General features: G+C 70.5%; 14 protein-coding genes and 1 tRNA gene. 14 read left to right on the top strand and 1 reads right to left on the bottom strand.

Features of this window, described 5'->3' with window-relative positions; translation table 11 throughout:
- Position 1 precedes the first annotated feature (1 nt).
- The 3 genes from ACIQD6_RS32320 to ACIQD6_RS32310 all read left to right on the top strand — a co-directional run bounded on the left by ACIQD6_RS32320 (position 2) and on the right by ACIQD6_RS32310 (position 1,090).
- Positions 2–202 (top strand): DUF4244 domain-containing protein, encoded by a 201-nt coding sequence (locus ACIQD6_RS32320; protein WP_401889533.1) that lies wholly within the window; start codon positions 2–4, stop codon positions 200–202.
- A gap of 121 nt (positions 203–323) precedes the next feature.
- Entirely contained in the window at positions 324–692 is a 369-nt protein-coding gene (locus ACIQD6_RS32315) for a TadE family type IV pilus minor pilin (protein ID WP_401889530.1), read from the top strand.
- Positions 689–1,090, top strand: coding sequence for an Rv3654c family TadE-like protein (locus tag ACIQD6_RS32310; protein WP_401889528.1), 402 nt, complete (start codon positions 689–691; stop codon positions 1,088–1,090). The genes ACIQD6_RS32315 and ACIQD6_RS32310 overlap by 4 nt, the downstream gene beginning before the upstream one ends.
- 94 nt (positions 1,091–1,184) lie before the next feature.
- On the opposite strand, the gene ACIQD6_RS32305 is transcribed toward ACIQD6_RS32310, so the two are convergent.
- Positions 1,185–3,677: a DEAD/DEAH box helicase gene (locus ACIQD6_RS32305; RefSeq protein WP_401889525.1), complete on the bottom strand. Its 2,493-nt coding sequence runs from the start codon at positions 3,675–3,677 to the stop codon at positions 1,185–1,187.
- A 79-nt stretch (positions 3,678–3,756) separates the two neighbouring features.
- Between ACIQD6_RS32305 and ACIQD6_RS32300 the strand changes: the two genes are divergently transcribed.
- From ACIQD6_RS32300 to ACIQD6_RS32250, 11 genes are all read left to right on the top strand, one after another.
- Positions 3,757–4,110 (top strand): STAS domain-containing protein, encoded by a 354-nt coding sequence (locus ACIQD6_RS32300; RefSeq protein ID WP_003967428.1) that lies wholly within the window; start codon positions 3,757–3,759, stop codon positions 4,108–4,110.
- Between the two features lie 100 nt (positions 4,111–4,210).
- Complete coding sequence (locus ACIQD6_RS32295; protein WP_401889522.1) at positions 4,211–4,663, top strand: ATP-binding protein; 453 nt, start codon at positions 4,211–4,213, stop codon at positions 4,661–4,663.
- 276 nt (positions 4,664–4,939) lie between these two features.
- Positions 4,940–7,363, top strand: a complete 2,424-nt coding sequence (locus tag ACIQD6_RS32290; protein ID WP_401889520.1) for a sodium-translocating pyrophosphatase — start codon at positions 4,940–4,942, stop codon at positions 7,361–7,363.
- A gap of 230 nt (positions 7,364–7,593) precedes the next feature.
- Complete coding sequence (locus ACIQD6_RS32285) at positions 7,594–8,190, top strand: small secreted protein (protein ID WP_401889518.1); 597 nt, start codon at positions 7,594–7,596, stop codon at positions 8,188–8,190.
- A 230-nt stretch (positions 8,191–8,420) separates the two neighbouring features.
- Positions 8,421–9,944, top strand: a complete 1,524-nt coding sequence (locus ACIQD6_RS32280) for a methyltransferase (protein ID WP_401889515.1) — start codon at positions 8,421–8,423, stop codon at positions 9,942–9,944.
- Positions 9,945–10,407: 463 nt separating this feature from the next.
- A complete protein-coding gene (locus ACIQD6_RS32275; RefSeq protein WP_401889513.1) occupies positions 10,408–10,605 on the top strand; it encodes a hypothetical protein in 198 nt (65 codons plus the stop codon).
- Positions 10,606–10,979: 374 nt separating this feature from the next.
- Complete coding sequence (gene topA, locus ACIQD6_RS32270; protein WP_401889511.1) at positions 10,980–13,835, top strand: type I DNA topoisomerase; 2,856 nt, start codon at positions 10,980–10,982, stop codon at positions 13,833–13,835.
- Positions 13,836–14,060: 225 nt separating this feature from the next.
- On the top strand, positions 14,061–17,612 hold the full coding sequence (gene tmk, locus ACIQD6_RS32265) for a dTMP kinase (RefSeq protein WP_401889508.1): 3,552 nt from the start codon (positions 14,061–14,063) through the stop codon (positions 17,610–17,612).
- Between the two features lie 373 nt (positions 17,613–17,985).
- The gene (locus ACIQD6_RS32260) at positions 17,986–19,191 is read left to right on the top strand and encodes a DNA polymerase III subunit delta' (RefSeq protein WP_401889506.1); all 1,206 of its coding nucleotides are present in this window, start codon (positions 17,986–17,988) and stop codon (positions 19,189–19,191) included.
- A 68-nt stretch (positions 19,192–19,259) separates the two neighbouring features.
- Positions 19,260–20,819 carry an alpha/beta hydrolase gene (locus tag ACIQD6_RS32255; protein WP_401889503.1) on the top strand — a complete coding sequence of 520 codons (1,560 nt, stop codon included), beginning with the start codon at positions 19,260–19,262 and terminating at the stop codon, positions 20,817–20,819.
- Positions 20,820–20,916: 97 nt separating this feature from the next.
- Positions 20,917–20,990 (top strand) — tRNA-Thr (locus ACIQD6_RS32250).
- The last annotated feature ends 754 nt before the right edge of the window (positions 20,991–21,744 follow it).

The raw sequence follows: 21,744 nt of genomic DNA, 5'->3' as shown, positions 1-21,744 counted from the left end.
CATGTGGATGAGGATGCGACAAATGCGGCGTGCGTGGCTGCGGCTGGCGCGCACCGATGCGGGTATGACCACGTCCGAGTACGCGGTGGGGACGATCGCGGCCTGCGCGTTCGCCGCGGTGCTCTACAAGGTGGTCACGAGCGGACCCGTCTCGGACGCCCTGGAGTCACTGATCGGGAAGGCGCTCGGTGCGCAGTTCTGATGTGGCGCGGACCGATACGGCGCGAATCGGCGCGGCGCGGACCGATATCGAGGGAACCGGCGCGGGGCGAACCGGTGCGGTCCGGGTCCGACCTGATGCGGTCCGGAAAGACCGGGGGTCCGTGACGGCGGAGGCGGCCGTGGCGGTGCCGGCGCTGGTGGTGTTCACGCTCGCCCTGGTCTGGGCCCTGACGGCGGCTGCCGCGCAGATCCAGTGCGTGGACGCGGCACGGGCGGGGGCGAGAGCGGCCGCCAGGGCCGAGCCACGGGCCGTGGCGATGGCCGCCGCCCGTTCGGCCGCCCCGGCGGGAGCCAGGGTCACCCTGGGGCGTACAGGCGATCTGTGGCGGGTCCGGGTGGATGCTCCGGCACCCGGACCGGGCGCGCTGGCCCTGACGCTCACGGCGGAGGCGGCCGCGTCGGCCGAGGACGCCGTGGAGGCGCCGGGAGAGGGCGCTGGAGCCCCGGAGCGATCGGAGGTGGCTCAATGACCTGGCGCCGGGGACGGCGCCGGGACCAGGGCTCGGCGACGGTGTGGGTGGCCCTGGCGGCGACCACGATGTGCGCGGTGTTCGCGGTGGTGCTCGCCATGGGCCAGGCGGTCGTTGCCCGGCACCGAGCGGGCGCCGCCGCCGACCTGGCGGCCCTCGCCGCGGCGGACCAGGCCCTCGGGGGCTCGGCGGAGGCCTGCCGCAGAGCGGTGGACGTGGCGGCGGCGCAGGGGGCGGAGGTGGTGCGGTGCGCGTTGGCCGGGGAGATCGCGGACGTGACGGCGCGTGCGGCCTTCGGTCCGTACGCCCCCACGGTCAGGGCACGGGCCGGTCCGCCGCTCGCGGCGCTTCCGGCGGGCACCGCGCGGGGCGTGCCGCGACGCGATCATGCGGGGTGACGGGGTGACGGGGTGACGGGGTGACGGGGTGACGGGGTGACGGGGTGACGGGGTGACGGGGTGACGGGGTGACGGGGTGACGGTCCGCGGGGCGCTACACCGCGGTCGGCGTGTCCGCCTCGGTCTCGGTGTCCGGTGTGTCCGGCGCGGACCTGAGCAACTCGGTGAGCAGCCGTACGGCGCCTCGCTTGTGCAGGGGGTCGTTGCCGTTGCCGCACTTGGGGGATTGGACACAGGACGGGCAGCCGGCGTCGCACTCGCAGGAGGCGATCGCCTCGCGGGTGGCCGTGAGCCACTCACGGGCCGTACGGAAGGCTCTCTCCGCGAAGCCCGCGCCGCCCGGATGGCCGTCGTACACGAAGACCGTCGGCAGCAAGGTGTCCTGGTGGAGTGGTACGGAGACGCCGCCGATGTCCCGGCGGTCGCAGGTGGCGAACAGCGGCAGCATCCCGATCGAGGCGTGCTCGGCGGCGTGCAGCGCGCCGCCCAGCTGTTCCGGGTTGACCCGGGCCCGGTCCAGCTGGTCCTCGGTGACCGTCCACCACACGGCCCGGGTGCGGAGTGTCCGCGGGGGCAGATCGAGCTTGCTCTCGCCGAGCACCTCGCCAGTGATGAGCCTGCGACGCAGGAAGGAGACGACCTGGTTGGTGACTTCGACGGAGCCGTAGCAGAGGCGTCCGTCGCCCCACGGAATGTCGGTGTCGGTTTCGCGGACGGAGATGGCGGTGGTGTCGCGGGCGGTGGTGGAGTACGGCGGGTTGGCCTCTTCGACCAGGGCGACCGAGTCGGCCAGATCCAGCTCTCGCACCAGATAGGTGCGGCCCTGGTGGAGATGGACGGCTCCCTCGTGGACGGCGGTGTGGGCGGCGGGTTCGTCCACCGTGCCCAGCAGCCGGCCGGTCCCGGCCTCGACGATCTGGACGGGATGGCCGCCCTCGCCCCGGATGTCGGCGAGGTCGGCGGCCCGCTCGCGGCGGGTCCAGTACCAGCCGGACGTACGGCGCCGCAGCAGCCCCGCGGTCTCCAACTGCGGGAGCAGCTCGGGGACGGCCGGGCCGAAGAGCTTCAGATCGTCCTCGGTAAGAGGGAGTTCGGCGGCGGCGGCGCACAGGTGGGGGGCGAGGACATACGGATTGTCCGGGTCGAGCACGGTGGATTCGACGGGCTGCCGGAACAGTGCCTCGGGGTGGTGGACGAGGAAGGTGTCCAGCGGGTCGTCCCGGGCTACCAGGATGGCCAGCGCGCCCTGCCCGCCGCGGCCGGCCCGGCCCGCCTGCTGCCACAGGGAGGCGCGGGTACCGGGGTAGCCGGTGATGACGACGGCGTCGAGGCCGGAGACGTCGATGCCGAGTTCCAGGGCGGTGGTGGCGGCGAGACCGAGAAGCTCGCCGGAGTGCAGGGCGTTCTCCAGGGCACGGCGTTCCTCGGGGAGGTAGCCGCCGCGGTAGGCGGCGACCCGGCGGGCCAGGGAGCGGTCCACCTCGGCCAGCCGTTCCTGGGCGATGACGGCGACGAGTTCGGCTCCGCGACGCGAGCGTACGAAGGCGACCGTCCGGACGCCCTGGACGGTCAGATCGGTGAGGAGGTCGGCGGTTTCGGCGGTGGCGGTACGGCGCACAGGCGCGCCCTTCTCGCCATGGAGATCGGTGAGAGGGGGCTCCCAGAGGGCGAAGACCATTTCGCCGCGGGGTGAGGCGTCGTCGGCCACCTCGTGGACGGGCAGACCGGTGAGCCGTCCCGCGGCCAGGGCGGGCTCCGCGGCGGTGGCCGAGGCGAGGAGGAAGACCGGATTCGCCCCGTAGCGGGCGCATACGCGGCGGAGCCGGCGCAGGACCTGGGCCACATGGGAGCCGAAGACGCCCCGGTAGGTGTGGCATTCGTCGATCACGACGTAGCGCAGGGAGCGAAGGAAGGAGGACCAGCGGGGGTGGGACGGGAGTATCCCCCGGTGCAGCATGTCCGGATTGGTGAGCACGTAGTTGGCGTACTGCCTGACCCATTCGCGCTCTTCGACGGGGGTGTCGCCGTCGTAGACGGCGGGGCGCACGCGGTTGCCCAGCGGGGCGGCGAGCGCTTTGACCGCGCGGCGCTGGTCGGCGGCGAGGGCCTTCGTCGGGGCGAGGTAGAGCGCGGTCGTGCCCCGGCCGTTGGCGGCCTCGGAGCCGTCGAGGAGCGTGGTCAGTACGGGAGCGAGGTAGGCGAGGGACTTGCCTGAGGCGGTGCCGGTGGCGATGACGACGGATTCGCCGTCCAGGGCGTGTTCGGCGGCTTCCGCCTGGTGCGCCCACGGATGGTCGATCCCGGCCTGCTGAATGGCGTTGATCACTTCTGGGCGGATGCGTGCGGGCCACACTGCATGACGACCCGCACGCGGGGGCAGGTGCTCCGTATGGGTGATGCGCGCAGCACGGCCCGCCCCTGCGGCGATCCGGTCGAGGACCGTGCCGGGAGAGGGGCGGTTGCCCCCGCTCTCGGGGGGTCCACTGGGGCGTTGATTCCTGGCCATCGGCATCGAGTGTGTCACTGGCGTGACGGACAATGGGCTCAAGGCGTCGTGCATGACTGCTGGTAAGTGATTGAATGCCATCGCGGCTGGCGATACGTCCCCTGGCTCCGTCGGGGAGACCCGAGGGGCGACCGCTCGATAGCAAGGTGCTGGAGGATCCGTGGACCTGTCCCTGTCGACTCGCAATGTGTCCGGCCCTGGTGGCGACCGTACGGTCGTCGAGGTCGGTGGCGAGATTGATGTGTATACCGCGCCCAAGCTGCGCGAGCAGTTGGTCGAGTTGGTGAACGACGGCAGCTATCACCTGGTTGTCGACATGGAGGGCGTGGACTTCCTGGACTCGACCGGTCTCGGCGTGCTCGTGGGTGGCCTCAAGCGCGTGCGCGCCCATGAGGGCTCGCTGCGTCTGGTCTGCAACCAGGAGCGCATTCTCAAGATCTTCCGGATCACCGGTCTGACCAAGGTGTTCCCGATCCACACCACGGTCGACGAGGCCGTGGCTGCCACCGACTGAGGTCGGCCGCAGCTTCCGGAGGAAGGGCAGAGGCACCGGGCGTTCTGCCCGGGTGCCCCCGCCTGGGAGAATGCACGCTCGTACGTTCGAGGGGGATCGCATGGCCACCGTTGAACTCCGCTTCAGCGCCCAGCCCGAACACGTCAGGACGGCCCGTCTTGTGGCGGCCGCCGTGGCGCGCCGGGCAGGCGTGGACGAAGCTGTGTTGGACGAGGTCAGACTCGCGGTCGGTGAAGCATGCAGCCGAGCGGTGGGGCTGCACCGCAGCCATGGCATCACCGCTCCGGTGAGGGTCGCGCTGACCGAGGAGGAGAAGATCTTCTCCATCGAGGTCGGCGACGGCGTGACGGCTGCGGGCGGTGAGGCCGGTGGTGCGCCCTCGGACACGCGCGAGGGGGCACCCTCGGGCGACCCCTACGACAGCGACGACGAGGACGAGATGGGGCTCGCGGTCATCAGCGGGCTCGTCGACGATGTGGAAGTCACCTCGGGCGACGACGGTGGCGTCATCAGGATGAGCTGGCCGACAACACCGGCCGTCGCGACGCCCTGAACGCGCCGTTCTGGCCGGGCTGCCCTGATCGAGTCGTCCGGGCCCCTCGGGCGGTCGGCGTGCGAATGGGTGATCCATTTTTCAAGAAAGGCCCTGCTGAGCAGGGCCTTTCTTGTTTCTGTCAGATCGCTGGAGATTTATTAACGCGTTTATCTCATTACTCATTCCAAGGTCATTCCGCAAGTCAAGGTCAAATGCATGTGGCGTGCTCTGTTTTGATCGGGTTCCCCTCCCTACAATCCGTCCATCTTGAACGCTGAGCGTCAAGGAGGACGAATGGCGGGGCACTTCCAACCACACCTGTCCGAGCACCCCACTTCTCTCGCAGCCGCGATACTCACGGACGACAACCGGCTGATCGTGATCGTCGTCGCGGTCGTCGCGCTCGCGGCACTGTTCGTCGCCCAGCTGCTGGTGCGCCAGGTACTGGCGGCCGACGAGGGCACCGAATCCATGAAAGAGATCGCGGCCGCTGTACAGGAAGGCGCGAATGCCTATCTGGCCCGGCAGTTGCGTACCCTCGGCGCATTCGCCGTTGTGGTGTTCTTCCTGTTGATGCTGTTGCCGGCCGACACCTGGTCACAGCGCGCGGGACGTTCGCTGTTCTTCCTGGTGGGCGCGCTTTTCTCGGCGGCCACCGGATACATCGGCATGCGTCTCGCCGTACGCAGCAATGTGCGGGTGGCCGCGGCCGCGCGTGAGGCGACACCGGCGGAAGGCGAGCCGGAAAAGGATCTGACGGCCGTCTCGCACAAGGCCATGAAGATCGCGTTCCGCACGGGTGGCGTGGTCGGCATGTTCACGGTGGGCCTCGGTCTGCTCGGTGCCTCCTGCGTGGTCCTCGTCTACGCCGCCGACGCCCCCAAGGTTCTGGAGGGCTTCGGCCTCGGCGCCGCGCTGATCGCCATGTTCATGCGAGTCGGCGGCGGCATCTTCACCAAGGCCGCCGATGTCGGAGCGGACCTGGTCGGCAAGGTGGAACAGGGCATCCCCGAGGACGATCCGCGCAATGCCGCGACCATCGCCGACAATGTGGGCGACAACGTCGGCGACTGCGCGGGCATGGCTGCCGACCTCTTCGAGTCGTACGCCGTGACGCTCGTCGCCGCGCTCATCCTCGGCACGGCCGCCTTCGGGGACTCCGGGCTAGCGTTCCCGCTGATCGTCCCCGCGATCGGCGTGGTCACCGCGATGATCGGCATCTTCGCGGTCGCCCCGCGGCGGGCCGACCGCAGCGGTATGAGCGCCATCAACCGCGGATTCTTCATCTCCGCGGTGATCTCGCTCGCCCTGGTGGCCCTGGCGGCCTTCCTCTACCTGCCGTCCTCGTACGCCGGACTGGACGGAGTCACCGAGCGGGAGATCCTCGACCACGGTGGTGACCCGAGAGTGCTGGCCCTGGTCGCGGTCGCCATCGGCATCGTGCTCGCGGCCCTGATCCAGCAGCTCACCGGCTACTTCACCGAGACCACCCGACGCCCGGTCAGGGACATCGGCAAGTCCGCCCTGACCGGCCCGGCCACCGTGGTCCTCGCGGGTATCGCCATCGGTCTGGAGTCCGCGGTCTACACCGCTCTGCTGATCGGCCTCGCGGTGTACGGGGCCTTCCTGCTCGGCGGTACGTCGATCATGCTCGCCCTTTTCGCGGTGGCCCTGGCCGGTACCGGTCTGCTCACCACCGTCGGCGTCATCGTCGCCATGGACACCTTCGGACCGGTCTCCGACAACGCCCAGGGCATCGCCGAGATGTCCGGCGACGTCGAGGGCGCCGGTGCTCAGGTGCTCACCGACCTGGACGCCGTGGGCAACACCACGAAGGCCATCACGAAGGGCATCGCCATCGCCACGGCCGTACTCGCCGCGGCGGCGCTGTTCGGCTCGTACCGCGACGCCATCGCCACAGCCGTCGCGGACGTGGGGGCCAGGACGGGCGAGCTGACGCTCAGCCTGGACATCTCCCAGCCCAACAATCTGGTGGGGTTGATCCTCGGCGCCGCGGTCGTCTTCCTCTTCTCGGGGCTGGCGATCAACGCGGTGTCGCGGTCGGCCGGTTCGGTGGTCTACGAGGTGCGCAGGCAGTTCCGCGAGCACCCCGGCATCATGGATTACACCGAGAAGCCCGAATACGGCCGCGTGGTCGACATCTGCACCAAGGACGCGCTGCGCGAGCTGACCACACCCGGCCTCCTCGCCGTCCTCACCCCGATCGCCGTCGGCTTCTCGCTCGGTGTCGGGGCGCTCGGGTCGTTCCTGGCCGGTGCGATCGGCACCGGCACCCTGATGGCCGTCTTCCTCGCCAACTCCGGCGGCGCCTGGGACAACGCCAAGAAGCTGGTCGAGGACGGCCACCACGGCGGCAAGGGCAGCGAGGCCCACGCCGCGACAGTGATCGGCGACACCGTCGGCGACCCGTTCAAGGACACGGCGGGTCCTGCCATCAACCCGCTGCTGAAGGTGATGAACCTGGTGGCGCTGCTGATCGCCCCCGCGGTCGTGCAGTTCAGCTACGGGGACGACGCCAACGCCGGTATCCGCGCTGTGGTGGCGGTGTTCGCCCTGCTCGTCATCGTCAGCGCGGTGTACGTCTCCAAGCGGCGCTCGGTCACGGTGGACGACGGGAGCGGCGACAGCGGGGACGGCGGCGGAGACGGTCCGGGCGGCGGGGCCGAGAAGTCGTCCGATCCCGCGGTGGCTTCGTGATCGCCGGCTGACCGGATCGGCCGGCCCGAGGACCGGCCAAGGAGTGGGCGGACGGCGTGGATTGACGCGCTGTCCGCCCGTTTCCGTCGAGGGGACACGCGGTGAGCGTGAGGTGTCTCTCCCTTGGTGCAAATGGCTGCAATAGCCCACAGATTGGACGCTCGGCATGAGGTTGTCGCCCGCTTGGCGTGTATGTTCCGGGGCCGAGAGCCTTGGAAGGGACCCATCCGGTGAACAAGAAGCTTGTGGCCGCGCTGTCCGGCGGTTCGGTACTGCTCATGGCGCTGTCCGGTTGCAGCGGCGATGACAGCGAAAGCAAGGTGAACGACTGGGCCAAGAAGGTCTGTGACCAGGTCCAGCCCCAGCTGAAGAAGATCGCGGACGCCAACACCTCCATCCAGCAGGCGACCTCGGACAGCAGCAAGCCCGCTGATGTGCAGAAGGCCGACTCCGCGGCCTTCCAGTCCATCTCCGACGCCTACAAGTCGCTGGGCTCCGCCGTGAACACCGCGGGTGCTCCGCCCGTCGACGACGGCGACAAGACGCAGCAGGAGGCCGTCAAGGAGCTCAACGCCACCTCGGTCTCGTACGCGAACCTCAAGAAGCAGGTGGACAAGCTCGACACGAAGGACCAGGCAAACTTCGCCGACGGCCTCAAGGGCGTGGCGGACGAGCTGGACAAGCTCAGCAAGAGCGGTGACAAGGCGCTCCAGCAGCTTCAGTCCGGCGATGTCGGCAAGGCGATGGCGAAGCAGCCCGGCTGCCAGAAGCCGTCGCCGTCGGCCGGTGGCGGATCCGCCGAGCCGGCGTCCGACACCGCGTCATAACAGGGTCGGCGGCAACGCGACCTCGTTTCGCCGTAACCGCGTAACCGCGTAACCGCGTAACCGCGTAACCGCGTAACCGCGTAACCGCTTTCCCGACCGTTGTCGGCGCTCGGCGCGGCGACCCACGGCATCCGCTCACGGACGCTCTCGAACACGGCTCGCGGCCCGCTCCTCCACATCGGAGGTCCGGGCCGCGGGCCGTTGTCAGTGGGAGCCGCCACAATGGGCGGGTGAGTACGACCAGCCTTCCCGCGCCCGACCACTCGCCCCGACTCCGTGCGGCCCTCCTCGCCGCCGACTTCACCGCCGACGGCCTGCTCGACCTGCTCGGCGCCCCCGCGTACGCCGCGCTGGCACGCAGCGAGACCGTGCCCGCCCTGCGGGCCACCCGTGGCGACACCCCGCTCGAAACGCTCGTCCGGCTCTTCCTGCTCCAGCGGCCGGTCCCGTGGGAGCGGGCGGGAGCCGCGCTGCCGCTGGATGAGGCGCTGGCCGACGGCTGGGTCGTACGGGACGGTGAGGAGGTCCGCGCGACGGTGGACGTCCGGCCGTACGGCGGGCCGGACGGGGAGGACTGGTTCATCGTCTCCGACCTCGGCTGTTCCGTCGGCGGGGCCGGTGGCGCGAGCGGTCATGACGAGGGGGTGGTCCTCGGCGTCGGCGGTGCCTCGATGACCCTCGCGGGGATCACCGTACGTACGCCGGTCGGGAAGGCGCTCGATCTCGGCACCGGCTCCGGTCTCCAGGCGCTGCACGCCGCGCAGCACGCGGCGCGGGTCACGGCCACCGATCTGAACCCGCGGGCGCTCGGTTTCACCCGGCTGACCCTGGCCCTCTCCGACGCGCCCGCCGCCGAGCTGCGGGAGGGCTCCCTCTTCGAGCCGCTCGGGGAGGAGACGTACGACCTGATCGTCTCCAACCCGCCGTTCGTCATCTCTCCCGGCGCCCGGCTCACCTACCGGGACGGCGGGATGGGCGGGGACGACCTGTGCCGCACGCTCGTGCAGCAGGCGGGAAACCGGCTGGACGAGGGCGGGTTCGCGCATTTCCTCGCCAACTGGCAGCACGTGGAAGGGGAGGAGTGGCAGCAGCGGCTGCGCTCATGGGTGCCGAGCGGCTGCGATGCCTGGATCGTGCAGCGTGAGGTGCAGGACGTGACGCAGTACGCGGAGCTGTGGCTGCGCGACAGCGGTGACCACCGGGCCGATCCGGAGGTGTACGCCGCGCGGTACGAGGCATGGCTGGACGAGTTCGAGGCCCGTGGGACCAAGGCGGTCGGCTTCGGGTGGATCACGCTCAGGAAGTCGGGCGCGGAGCGGCCGTCGGTCGTCGTCGAGGAGTGGCCGCACCCGGTGGAGCAGCCGCTCGGCGAGACCGTACGGGCCCACTTCGACCGGCAGGACTATCTGCGGACGCACGACGACGCGGCGCTCCTCGCCGGTCATTTCGTGCTGGCGCCGGAGGTCGTCCAGGAGCAGGTCGGGCTGCCGGGTGCCGAGGACCCGGAGCATGTGGTGCTGCGGCAGAACCGCGGCATGCGGCGGGCCACGAAGGTCGACACGGTCGGGGCGGGGTTCGCGGGGGTCTGTGACGGGACGCTGAGTGCCGGGCGGATCCTGGACGCGATCGCCCAGCTGATGGGGGAGGACCCGGTGCTGCTGCGCGACCGTACTCCTCAGGCGATCCGGCTGCTGGTGGAGGAAGGGTTCCTGGAACCGGTCCCGGGGCCCGCGCCGGAGTCGCGGCCGCGATGACGGCGGACGCCTCGTACGGCCCGCGAGGCCGGGAGAGTCCGCGTGGGCCGTACCAGGCGCGGCGGGGAGAGCCTGTGCCGTTCGAAAAGCCTGTGCTGTGCGAGGTGCGCGTGCCGTACGAGGTGTGAGTGCCGAGGGAGGGCGGCGCGTGCGCGCGGTACGGAAAGCGCGTGCTGTCCCGGAGTCCGTGCCGTGCGGTACAGGAGCTCGCGCCTCTGCCCGTACGCGTAAGAGCCGTATGCGTATGAGCCGTACGGGGAGCCGTCGGCCCGGGGCGTGGCACTGGGCTCCGGCCCGATCCGGACGAAAGACCCTTCGGACGGGTCCTGGCGAGCTCGTGTGTGGCGTTCACCTCGAATTCGCGCCGTTGACGTCCCGGGGTGTCAGCCTCGGCCTCCTGAATTCCGGGTGCAATTCCGGGTGCCCCGGCGAGGGCGCCATCGAACGAACGGGGTGCGGGCGTATGGAGAGCGGGCCGGCGATCTTCGCGGGGACGGCGTTCGCCCTGTTCGGCGCCGCGTTGCTGCTGTGGACGGGGGGCCGCCTCCTGCACCGCGCGCCGGTGGTCCACGGGGTGCGGCCCGCGGTGGCCACGACGGTGGTGACACTCTCGGGCGTGGTCTTTCTCGCTCTCGGCGTGTGGTGCTTCGGTCGTATCTGATCCAGAATCCGTGAGGCGGGACCGGAGCCTCCGTTCATGATCGACACAGGCCGGAGGGCGGCGCCCCAAGGCCTCCGGACCTGCGCCGGACGCGTCTGAGGGCACACCGGAGGAACGGCCTCCGTACCCTCCGACGGAACCGTCGTGACCGTGGCCCGACGTGGCGGCCACGGGGTCCGGGCGGCAGGAATGCCTGGAGTCGGGTTACCGTTCGAGTGGCCGTTGCGGGCTTTTGCCGTTTGACACGGGGGCGGGTTGTACCGTCACACTCCGCAGCGAAGCAGCGTCACCACTGGGCAGCACCGTGCCCACCATGACGTACTGACGTACTGCCGTACGGGCCCACCGAGCGTCGACCGGAGAGAAGAGCGAAGTTGTCCCCGACCAGCGAGACCGCACACGGCGGCCGCCGACTCGTCATCGTCGAGTCGCCTGCCAAGGCGAAGACGATCAAGGGCTACCTCGGCCCTGGCTATGTCGTCGAGGCGAGCGTCGGGCACATCCGCGACCTCCCGAACGGCGCCGCCGAGGTGCCCGACAAGTACACCGGCGAGGTGCGCCGCCTCGGTGTGGACGTCGAGCATGACTTCCAGCCGATCTACGTCGTCAACGCCGATAAGAAGGCCCAGGTCAGGAAGCTCAAGGAGCTGCTGGCCGAATCCGACGAGCTCTATCTCGCCACGGATGAGGACCGCGAGGGCGAAGCCATCGCATGGCACCTCCAGGAAGTCCTCAAGCCCAAGGTCCCGGTTCACCGGATGGTCTTCCACGAGATCACCAAGGACGCGATCCGGGCCGCCGTCGCCAACCCGCGCGAGCTGAACTCGCGCATGGTCGACGCCCAGGAGACCCGCCGTATCCTCGACCGGCTGTACGGCTACGAGGTCTCGCCGGTCCTGTGGAAAAAGGTCATGCGCGGCCTCTCCGCCGGCCGTGTCCAGTCCGTCGCGACCCGTCTCGTCGTCGAGCGTGAGCGCGAGCGCATCGCCTTCCGCTCCGCCGAGTACTGGGATCTGACGGGCACGTTCTCCACCGGCCGCGCCGGTGACGCCTCCGACCCGTCGTCGCTGGTCGCCCGGCTGAACTCGGTCGACGGCCGCCGCGTCGCCCAGGGCCGTGACTTCGGCTCGGACGGCCGGCTCAAGTCCGACCAGGTGCTGCATCTGGACGAGGCGAACGCACGGGCCCTCGCCGCCGCGCTGGAGAACGCCTCGTTCGCCGTGCGCTCGGTCGAGTCCAAGCCGTACCGCCGCTCCCCGTACGCTCCCTTCCGTACGACGACTCTTCAGCAGGAGGCCTCGCGCAAGCTGGGCTTCGGGGCGAAGTCGACGATGCAGGTCGCGCAGAAGCTGTACGAGAACGGCTTCATCACCTATATGCGTACGGACTCGACGGTCCTCTCGGACACCGCGGTCTCGGCGGCCCGTGCGCAGGTCACGCAGCTGTACGGCGCGAGCTATCTGCCGGACAAGCCGCGCACGTACGCCGGCAAGGTCAAGAACGCGCAGGAGGCACACGAGGCGATCCGTCCCTCGGGCGACCGCTTCCGTACACCGGCGGAGACCGGTCTGTCCGGTGACCAGTTCAGGCTCTACGAGCTGATCTGGAAGCGGACCGTCGCCTCTCAGATGAAGGACGCGGTCGGTAACAGCGTCACCGTCAAGATCGGCGGCCGGTCGAGCGACGGCCGGGACGTGGAATTCTCCGCCTCCGGCAAGACGATCACGTTCCACGGCTTCATGAAGGCGTACGTCGAAGGCGCCGACGACCCGAACGCGGAGCTGGACGACCGCGAGCGCAGGCTGCCGCAGGTCGCCGAGGGCGACGCCCTCTCCTCCGAGGAGCTCTCGGTCGACGGCCACGCCACCAAGCCGCCGGCCCGCTACACCGAGGCCTCGCTGGTCAAGGAGCTGGAAGAGCGCGAGATCGGCCGGCCGTCGACGTACGCCTCGATCATCGGCACCATCCTCGACCGCGGCTATGTCTTCAAGAAGGGGACGGCGCTCGTCCCGTCGTTCCTGTCGTTCGCCGTGGTCAACCTGCTGGAGACACACTTCGGCCGGCTGGTCGACTACGACTTCACGGCGAAGATGGAGGACGACCTCGACCGCATCGCCCAGGGCGAGGCCCAGGCGGTGCCGTGGCTGAGGCGCTTCTACTTCGGTGAGGGCGACGAAAACGCGGGCCTCGCCTCGGGCGCGGGGAACGGTGACGGCGACCACCTCGGCGGCCTCAAGGAACTGGTCACGGACCTCGGCGCGATCGACGCGCGCGAGATCTCCTCGTTCCCCGTCGGCGAGGGCATCATGCTGCGCGTCGGGCGGTACGGCCCGTATGTCGAGCGCGGTGAGAAGGACGAAGAGGGCCATCAGCGCGCCGACGTGCCGGAGGAGCTGGCGCCGGACGAGCTGACGGTCGCGTACGCCGAGGAGCTGCTGGCCAAGCCGAGCGGCGACTTCGAGCTGGGTACGGACCCAGTGAGCGGCAACCAGATCGTGGCGAAGGACGGCCGGTACGGGCCGTATGTCACCGAGATCCTCCCGGACGGCACTCCGAAGACCGGCAAGAACGCGGTCAAGCCGCGTACGGCCTCCCTCTTCAAGTCGATGTCCCTGGACACGGTCACGCTCGCCGAAGCCCTGAAGCTGATGTCGCTGCCGCGGGTGGTCGGCGAGGACGCCGAGGGTGTCGAGATCACCGCGCAGAACGGCCGGTACGGCCCGTATCTGAAGAAGGGCACGGATTCGCGGTCGCTGGAGACCGAGGACCAGCTCTTCAACATCACGGTGGAAGAGGCGCTGGCGATCTACGCCCAGCCGAAGCAGCGGGGCCGGGCCGCGGCCAAGCCGCCGCTGAAGGAACTGGGCACGGACCCGGTGAGCGAGCGTCCGGTCGTGGTGAAGGACGGCCGCTTCGGACCGTACGTCACGGACGGCGAGACGAACGCGACGCTGCGGACCGACGACAGCGTCGAGGAGATCACTCCGGAGCGGGGTTACGAACTGCTCGCGGAGAAGCGCGCCAAGGGGCCGGCGAAGAAGTCGGCCAAGAAGGCGGCGAAGAAGGCTCCGGCCAAGAAGGCCCCGGCGAAGAAGGCGACGACGGCGAAGAAGGCCGCCGCGAAGAAGACGACGACGGCCAAGACGGCGGCGAAGAAGACGACGGCCAAGAAGACGGCCGCGAAGTCGGCGTCAGCGTCGGCATCGTCCTCGGCGAAGTCGGACACGTAGGACAGACGCGCGGGGACAGACGTGCAGGGACAGACGCGCAGGGCAGGCGCGTAGAAATAGGCGCGTAGGGGCGGTAGGACGGACGGGCGCGGACAGGCGGGCGGACGGCTGGGGAGGGGGCAGCGCCCTCCCGGCTTCCCTCGTCCCATCTGTCACAGGCGTCACGCGGTCGTTTGTTCGGATGCCGTCGCAAGGGTTGTCGGTGGCTGCGGCTAGGCTGGGCGGATGACGCGAGCCGAGCAGCCAACGGTCGTGAGCCCCACCTCCGACTCCGACGCACTTGCCGCAGACTCACGAGAGCGCGCCGTACGATCTTTGTTGCGCCTACCTCCGCTGCGGCGGTTGTGGGGTGCCCAACTCGTCGGCGGTGTCGGCGACGTACTCGCCATTCTCGTGCTTCTGCTGCTGTCGTTGCAGGCGGCGATCGCCGAGGGCTCGTTCGGTGCCGGATACCGGGGCGTGGCATTTGCCGTCGCTGCCGTGTTCGGTGCCCGGATTCTCGCGACGCTGCTGTTCGGAGCCGTGCTCCTGGGCCCGCTGTCGGCGCTGATCGCGCCGAGCACGGGTGCTACGGGGACCGCGGGTGGCGCGGCGGCCAGGAAGACCGCAGGTGCGGCGGAGCCCACAGGTGGAGCCGGGCCGGTGAGTGACGCGACCCAGGCGGGTGGCGCCACGCCGGTCGGCGGTGCCAAGCCGGCCCTGGACGGCAAGGGGGCGGCGAGCGCCTTGGCGGCCGAGAAGCCGGCCGCGCCGGTCAAGTCCGCCAAGTCCGTCAAGGACGGCGGCCCTCTGGACCGCCGTTGGACGATGATCGCCGCGGACGTACTGCGCCTCGCACTCCTCCTGATCGCGCCGCTGTGGCTGGACTGGACCCCCGGCCGCGCGCTCCCGATCCTTCTCAGCACGGTCTTCGTCGTCGGGGTCGCCGAGCGTTTCTGGACGGTCGCCAAGGAGAGCGCGGCCCCCGCGCTGCTTCCGCCGCCGCCGCTGGAGGGCGCCGCCGTCCGGCCGCTGCCCGACCACCTCGACGCACTGCGCCGCCTCTCCCTCCGTACGACCTTCCTCGCGGTGCCCGTCGCCGCGGCGGTTCTGCTCGTCGCCACGCTGATCGGCAGCCTGCTCGGCACGGGTATCGAGTGGTTCTCGCTGCACCAGGCGGCTCTCGGTTCGTATGTCGCGGCCGGACTGTTCGCCGCGTCCGTCTCCGTCCTGTACTTCCTCGAACTGCCCGACGGACACACACCCCGCCCGCGTTCCCCGCTCGAAGGACTGCGCAGGCCCGCCGGTGCCGGGAGTGGTGGCGCGGACAAGGGCCGTACGGGTGCGGTGTCGCTGCTCGTGCTCGCCTGCGCCGCCGTCGCCGGGGCGGTCGCGGCCGCCGTGTCCGTCTCCGTACTCCAGGCCAAGGACATCGGCGGCGGCCCCGTCGCCTTCGCCCTGCTCGTGCTCGCCCTGACCGGCGGTACGGCACTCGGTATCCGCAGTGCCGCGAAGGTGCTGCCCACGCTGTCGCGGCGTCGTCTGCTCCCGCTGGCGATCACGGTCACCGGCATCGTGCTGCTCGTCATGGGGCTTGTACCGGACATGGCGACGGTGCTGTTCCTCGCGCTCTTCGCGGGCTTCGCGGCCGGTGTCGTGGCGAATACCGGCCACGCTCTTATCGACCTGGAGACGGAGGAGTACCGTCGTCCTCGAGTCACCGAACACCTGCACGCCGTTGTCAGGGTCTCCATCGCGCTCGGCGTGGTCATCGCCCCCCTCGTCGCCGCGGCCATCGGCCCGCACCGCCTCGCCGGCGGCTCTTTCGTCTTCGCACATGACGGCGCGGCCTTCACTCTGATGCTGGTCGGCGCGCTGCTGCTCCCCGTCGCGGCGGTCGTCCTCGCGAAGACGGACGACCGTTCCGGCGTGCCGCTCCGGCGCGACCTGCGCGACGCGCTGCGCGGTGGCGCCGATCCGGCGCAGGTCCAGGCGGCCACCGGCTTCTTCCTCGTGATGGAAGGCGGTGACGGCGCCGGCAAGTCCACCCAGGTCGAGGCCCTCGCGGAATGGATCCGCGCCAAGGGCCACGAAGTGGTGGTCACCCGTGAGCCGGGTGCCACGCCGATCGGCAAGCGGCTCCGTTCGATCCTGCTGGACGTGTCGAGCGCCGGTCTGTCGAGCCGCGCGGAGGCTCTGCTGTACGCCGCCGACCGCGCCGAGCATGTCGACTCGGTCGTACGCCCGGCCCTGGAGCGTGGCGCGGTCGTCATCTCCGACCGCTACATCGACTCGTCCGTGGCGTATCAGGGCGCGGGCCGTGATCTCTCGCCGACGGAGATCGCCCGTATCTCGCGCTGGGCGACGGACGGTCTCGTACCGCATCTGACGGTGCTGCTCGACGTCTCCCCGGAGACGGCGCGGGAGCGTTTCACGGAGGCGCCGGACCGGCTGGAGTCCGAGCCCGCGGAGTTCCATCAGCGGGTACGGTCCGCCTTCCTCACCCTCGCCGCGGCCGACCCCGCCCGTTATCTCGTCGTGGACGCCGGCCAGGAGCCGGCGGCGGTCACCACGGTCGTACGGCACCGGCTCGACCAGTTGCTGCCGCTCTCCGAGGCCGAGGTGAAGGCCCAGGAGGAGGCGCGGAAGGCCGCCATCGAGGAGGCCCGCCGCAAGGCCGAGGAAGAGGCCGCCCGCAAGGCGGAGGAGGAGCGGCTGGAGCGCGAGCGGCAGGCGCAGCTCGCCAAGCTCCGCGCCGAGGAGGAGGAGCGCAAGCGCCGCGAGCTGGAGGAGGCGCGCCAGCGCGAGGCCGAGCGGCAGGCGGAGGAGGCCAGGCTCCGCGCGGAGGAAGAGAGCCGGAAGGCCGAGGAGGAGCGCAAGCGCCGGGAGGCCGAGGAGAAGGCGTACGAGGTGGAGCAGGAGCGCCTCAGGAAGCAGGCCCAGGAAGAGGCCAGGCTCCGCGCGGAGGCCGAGGAGCGCCGTCGCGAGAAGCAGCGCAAGGCTGAGGAGGCGCTGGTCAGGGCCGAGGAGGCACGTCGGCTCGCGGAGGAGTCGGCGGCCGCGGCGGCTGCCGAATCTTCCGCCGACTCGGGCCGGGAGCTCTCGCCGAACGAGATCACGGTTCCGACGCCGGTCGTCCGGCACAACCTCCGGAAGCCGGAGCTCGCTCCGGACGAGGTGACGCAGGAGGTCCCGGCGGTACGTCCCGAGGACGCGCGGCCGACGGAGAGGCGCGACGCGGACGAGACGATGGTGTTTCCGTCGGTACGGGAGCGGGAGCGGAACCAGGACCGGGAGCGGAACCAGGACCGGGACCGGGGCGCGCGGGATGGACGAGATGCGGGGGACTCGCGAGACTCGGGTGGCACGCGGGGCTCGGGTGGCGCTCGGGACGCACGGGATCCGAGGGACACGCGGAACTCAGGGGGTTCGCGGGACTCCGGAGGTGCGCGGGAGTCGCGCGCCGCTGACGAGACCGCCGTACTCCCGCCCGTACGGGACGCCGATCCGGCCGATCGTGTGCCGCGGGGCTTCTTCCGCGAGGGCGCCCTGGCGTCGTCCGAGGAGAACCCCAACGAGCGCACCCGGGAGCTTGAGCTGCCGCAGTTCAACCCGGAGGCCGCGCCGGAGCGGGAGACCCCGGGGCGCGGGGCGGGGCGGTGGCCGGAGCGTTCGCGCCGCCGTTCGGACTGGGCGGAGGAGACCCCGCTGGACGACCTGCCGACCCTGGCCGACGAACTGCTCGGCCCGCGTGACGGTGACGACGGCGACGACAGCAGGGGCAGGCGCCGCCGCTAGCAGGTGCCGCCGCCAGAGCGTGTGAGGCGGACCGTCGCGGATCGGCCCGGGGCGTCGTCCGGTGCCGGGTGCGGAGTTTCTCCTCCCCGGCACCGGAGGCCCCGGTATCCAGGCACCCAGGCACCGCCAGGCCCTGACAGGGCCCGGCGGTGCTCCGTCGTTTGTGGCGTATTCGCGCCGGTGGGGCCGGACTGTCAGACCCCGGCCCCACAATGGAATCCGAGCGACCGAACGACGCGAAACCGAACGACGGGAAACGACGCGACCCGCGGCGGTATCCACCGCGACGCGACGGCGGACGGACGCGCGATGGGGCACGAGGCGTGAGGCACGAGGCATGAGGCAGCACATGGCACGGAGGCGGTGACGGCGCATGACCGTATGGGACGAGCTGGTGGGGCAGGACCGCGTGCAAGTGGCGCTCGCCGCCGCCGCCCGTGACGCCGACGCGCGCGTGACCGCCGAAGCATCGCGCGCCGCGCCGCCCGAGGCGTCGAAGATGACGCATGCCTGGCTGTTCACCGGCCCGCCCGGCTCGGGCCGCGCCACCGCGGCCCGAGCCTTCGCCGCCGCCCTTCAGTGCACCAGCCCCGACCGCGCGCTCGGCGGGGAGCCGGGCTGCGGATTCTGCGACGGCTGTCACACGAGCCTGATCGGCACGCACGCCGATGTCGAGGTGATCCGTACCGATCTGCTCTCCATCGGCGTCAAGGAGACCCGTGAGCTGGTGCGCCGCGCCCAGCTCTCCCCGGCCGTCGGCCGCTGGCAGGTCATCGTGCTGGAGGATGCCGACCGCCTCACCGAGGGCGCCGGAAATGTCCTGCTGAAGGCGGTGGAGGAGCCCGCGCCCCGTACGGTCTGGCTGCTCTGCGCGCCCTCTCAGGAAGACGTCCTGCCCACGATCCGCTCCCGCTGCCGCCATCTCGTCCTGAGCACCCCGCCCGTGGCGGCCGTCGCGGACTTCCTGATCCGGCGCGACGGCATCCCGCCCGAGGCCGCCCACGCCGCCGCCCAGGCCACCCAGGGACACATCGACCGGGCCCGCCGCCTCGCCACCGACGAACGGGCCCGCGCCCGTCGGGCCACGGTTCTCAAGATGCCGCTGCGGGTGGACGACATCGGCGGCTGCCTCAAGGCGGCACAGGAGCTGATCGATGCCGCCACGGAGGACGCCAAGCAGGTCGCCGAGGACGTCGACGGCAAGGAGACCGAGGACATGAAGGCCGCGCTGGGCGCCTCGGCGGGCGGCCGTATGCCCCGGGGCACGGCGGGTGTGATGAAGGAGCTGGCGGACCGTCAGAAGCGCCGCTCCACCCGTACACAGCGGGACAGCCTCGATCTCGCCCTCACCGACCTGACGGGCTTCTACCGCGACGTACTCGCCCTCCAGATGGGCTCCCGGGTCGCGCTCGCCAACGGGGACGTACGGGACGCGCTGGACCGGATCGCCCGTGCCTCGACACCGGAGCGGACGCTGCGCCGGATAGAGGCGATCAGCGCCTGCCGGCAGGCGCTGGACCGCAATGTGGCGCCGCTGCTGGCGGTGGAGGCCATGGCGGTGTCGCTGCGGGCGGGCTGATCATAGGCGTACTCACCCGTACGAGTACGGGGAGGTGTCGCGGGCGGTCCGGCGGCTAGTCTCCCTGAATGGACACCAGGCGCCAGTTCCGTCTCTCCGCCACCGCGTTCGTGGCAGCCGGTCTGCTGATCTCCGGATGCAGCTCCGGGAAATCGCCGTCCGAGGCATCGGCTTCGGACGGGGCTTCCGGCGCGGCTCCGGGCCCGGTGGCCGTGGATCAGGCCGCCCTGAAGAAGTACTACGACCAGAAGCTCACGTGGCGCGGGTGCGGAGTCCCCGGCTTCCAGTGCGCCACGATGAAGGCACCGCTCGACTACACCAAGCCGGACGGCACGGAGATCAAGCTGGCCGTGTCCCGCAAGAAGGCCACCGGTCCCGGCAAGCGTCTCGGTTCCCTCCTCGTCAACCCGGGCGGCCCGGGTGGCACGGCCATCGGCTACCTCCAGTCGTACGCGGGCATCGGCTACCCGGCCCAAGTCCGGGCCCGCTACGACATGGCGGCCATCGACCCGCGCGGCGTCGCCCGCAGCGAGCCCGTCGAATGCCTCAGCGGCAAGGAGATGGACGCGTACACCCAGGTCGACCAGACACCCGATGACCAGGCCGAGACGACGCGGCTGGCCGGGTCCTTCAAGAAGTTCGCCCAGGGCTGCGAGAAGCGGTCCGGCACGATCCTCCCGCACGTCTCCACGGTCGAAGCGGCCCGTGACATGGACATCTTCCGCGCCATGCTGGGCGACAAGAAGCTGTCGTACGTCGGCGCCTCGTACGGCACCTTCCTCGGCGCGACGTACGCGGAGCTGTTCCCCACGCGCACCGGCCGTCTCGTCCTCGACGGCGCGATGGACCCGTCCCTCCCGGCCCGCGACCTGAACCGCGATCAGACCGCCGGTTTCGAGACGGCCTTCCAGTCCTTCGCCAAGGACTGTGTCAAACAGGCCGACTGCCCGCTCGGCACGAAGTCCGCCGCCGACGCCTCGAACCGTATGAAGGCCTTCTTCAGGACCCTGGACGCCAAGCCCGCCACGACCGGCGGGAGCCGCCCGCTGGGGGAGTCCCTCGCCACGACCGGCGTGATCGCCGCGATGTACGACGAGTCCGCCTGGCCCCAGCTCCGCGAAGCCCTCAGCAGCGCCATGGACGGCGACGGCGCGGCCCTGCTCTCCCTGGCCGACTCCTACTACGAGCGCGAGAGCGACGGCTCGTACGCGAACCTGATGTACGCCAACTCCGCCGTGAACTGCCTGGACCTCCCGCCCGGCTTCACCACCCCCGAAGCGGTCGCCAAGGACCTCCCCTCCTTCGAAAAGGCGTCCCCGGTCTTCGGCAAGGGCCTGGCCTGGGCTTCCCTGAACTGCGCCTACTGGCCCACCAAGGCCACCGGTTCCCCCCACCGCATCGAGGCGAAGGGCGCGGCCCCCATCGTCGTGGTCGGCACCACCCGCGACCCGGCGACCCCGTACAAGTGGGCCCAGTCCCTGGCCCGCCAGCTCTCCTCGGGCACCCTGCTCACCTACGACGGCGACGGCCACACGGCGTACGGCCGCGGCAGTGACTGTATCGACACGGCGATCAACACCTACCTCCTGGAGGGCACCCCTCCGCCCGCCGGCAAGAAGTGCTCCTGACCTGCGAGAATCCCTCCACGCCGAGGGTGTGCGGAGCACCCCTGGAAACTGTGTAGACTTGGCCGCGCTGCTGATCGCACCATGGTGCACACGGCACGCCGCCTTAGCTCAGTTGGCCAGAGCAACGCACTCGTAATGCGTAGGTCTCGGGTTCGAATCCCGAAGGCGGCTCTGTGAAGGCCCCAGAACTCACTCGCCGTGATCTGGGGCTTTTGCTTTTTCCGGGACCGGTTGGGGCGTGGCGAGACGCACGGCTGGGACGGCGTGGAGGGGCTTGCGTGAACGGCGCCTGAGCGGAGGGCGGGTGACCTACTTCTGAGGTCGTCCCTTCTCGGTCTTGCGCTGGAGGGGTCCAACTTGGTGATGGCCTTGGCGGCGTACTTGCGGACGGGGGGAGATGCGCCGGCAGATGTTCCGCGTGATCCGGGTGTCGCTGTGTCCGAGAGCGTCCGACACGGCCTTGAGATGGATGCCGGCGGCGAGCATGAGCGTGGACGCGCCCTGGCGGAAGTAATGCAGCCGGATCGGGGGAGTCTGGCCGCCGCAACGAGCTGCTCGGAGAGACTGCCCGCGTGTAGCCAAGGCCGTGTGAGCCCGATGAGCTTGAGGGGCAGCGGGTGTTGCGGCGGTAGCTGGTGCTTGGTGCACTCCTAAGCTGGCGAGCAGGTGGGGGTTGTCCTTGCCACCGACCTGGGGGCCTGGCTGCAGCTACTTGCCCTGGACGTGGACGGCGACCCAACCAAAGTGATGCCGAGGATTCCGCGTTACTGGTTCCTGGAGGTACCCGCGGTACTCGTACGCGGCTAGGTTCTGTTTCCTGGATCATGTGCGAGCCAAATGACCAGGGATGCGACGGTGACCGTTCCGAGGTAGATGTAAGCGCGTTTGTCGTAGCGGGTGGCCACGGCCCGGTGGTTCTTGAGGC

This window comes from Streptomyces sp. NPDC088400 (genome assembly GCF_044753355.1).
Classification (GTDB): Bacteria; Actinomycetota; Actinomycetes; order Streptomycetales; family Streptomycetaceae; genus Streptomyces.
This window is presented reverse-complemented; position numbering and strand designations above follow the sequence as displayed.

Coding starts and splice junctions, on each gene's coding strand:
- ACIQD6_RS32320 (WP_401889533.1), top strand. CDS start 2: ATGTGGATGAGGATGCGACAAATGCGGCGTGCGTGGCTGCGGCTGGCG.
- ACIQD6_RS32310 (WP_401889528.1), top strand. CDS start 689: ATGACCTGGCGCCGGGGACGGCGCCGGGACCAGGGCTCGGCGACGGTG.
- ACIQD6_RS32305 (WP_401889525.1), bottom strand. CDS start 3,677: ATGGCATTCAATCACTTACCAGCAGTCATGCACGACGCCTTGAGCCCA.
- ACIQD6_RS32295 (WP_401889522.1), top strand. CDS start 4,211: ATGGCCACCGTTGAACTCCGCTTCAGCGCCCAGCCCGAACACGTCAGG.
- ACIQD6_RS32290 (WP_401889520.1), top strand. CDS start 4,940: ATGGCGGGGCACTTCCAACCACACCTGTCCGAGCACCCCACTTCTCTC.
- ACIQD6_RS32275 (WP_401889513.1), top strand. CDS start 10,408: ATGGAGAGCGGGCCGGCGATCTTCGCGGGGACGGCGTTCGCCCTGTTC.
- tmk (WP_401889508.1), top strand. CDS start 14,061: ATGACGCGAGCCGAGCAGCCAACGGTCGTGAGCCCCACCTCCGACTCC.
- ACIQD6_RS32260 (WP_401889506.1), top strand. CDS start 17,986: ATGACCGTATGGGACGAGCTGGTGGGGCAGGACCGCGTGCAAGTGGCG.
- ACIQD6_RS32255 (WP_401889503.1), top strand. CDS start 19,260: ATGGACACCAGGCGCCAGTTCCGTCTCTCCGCCACCGCGTTCGTGGCA.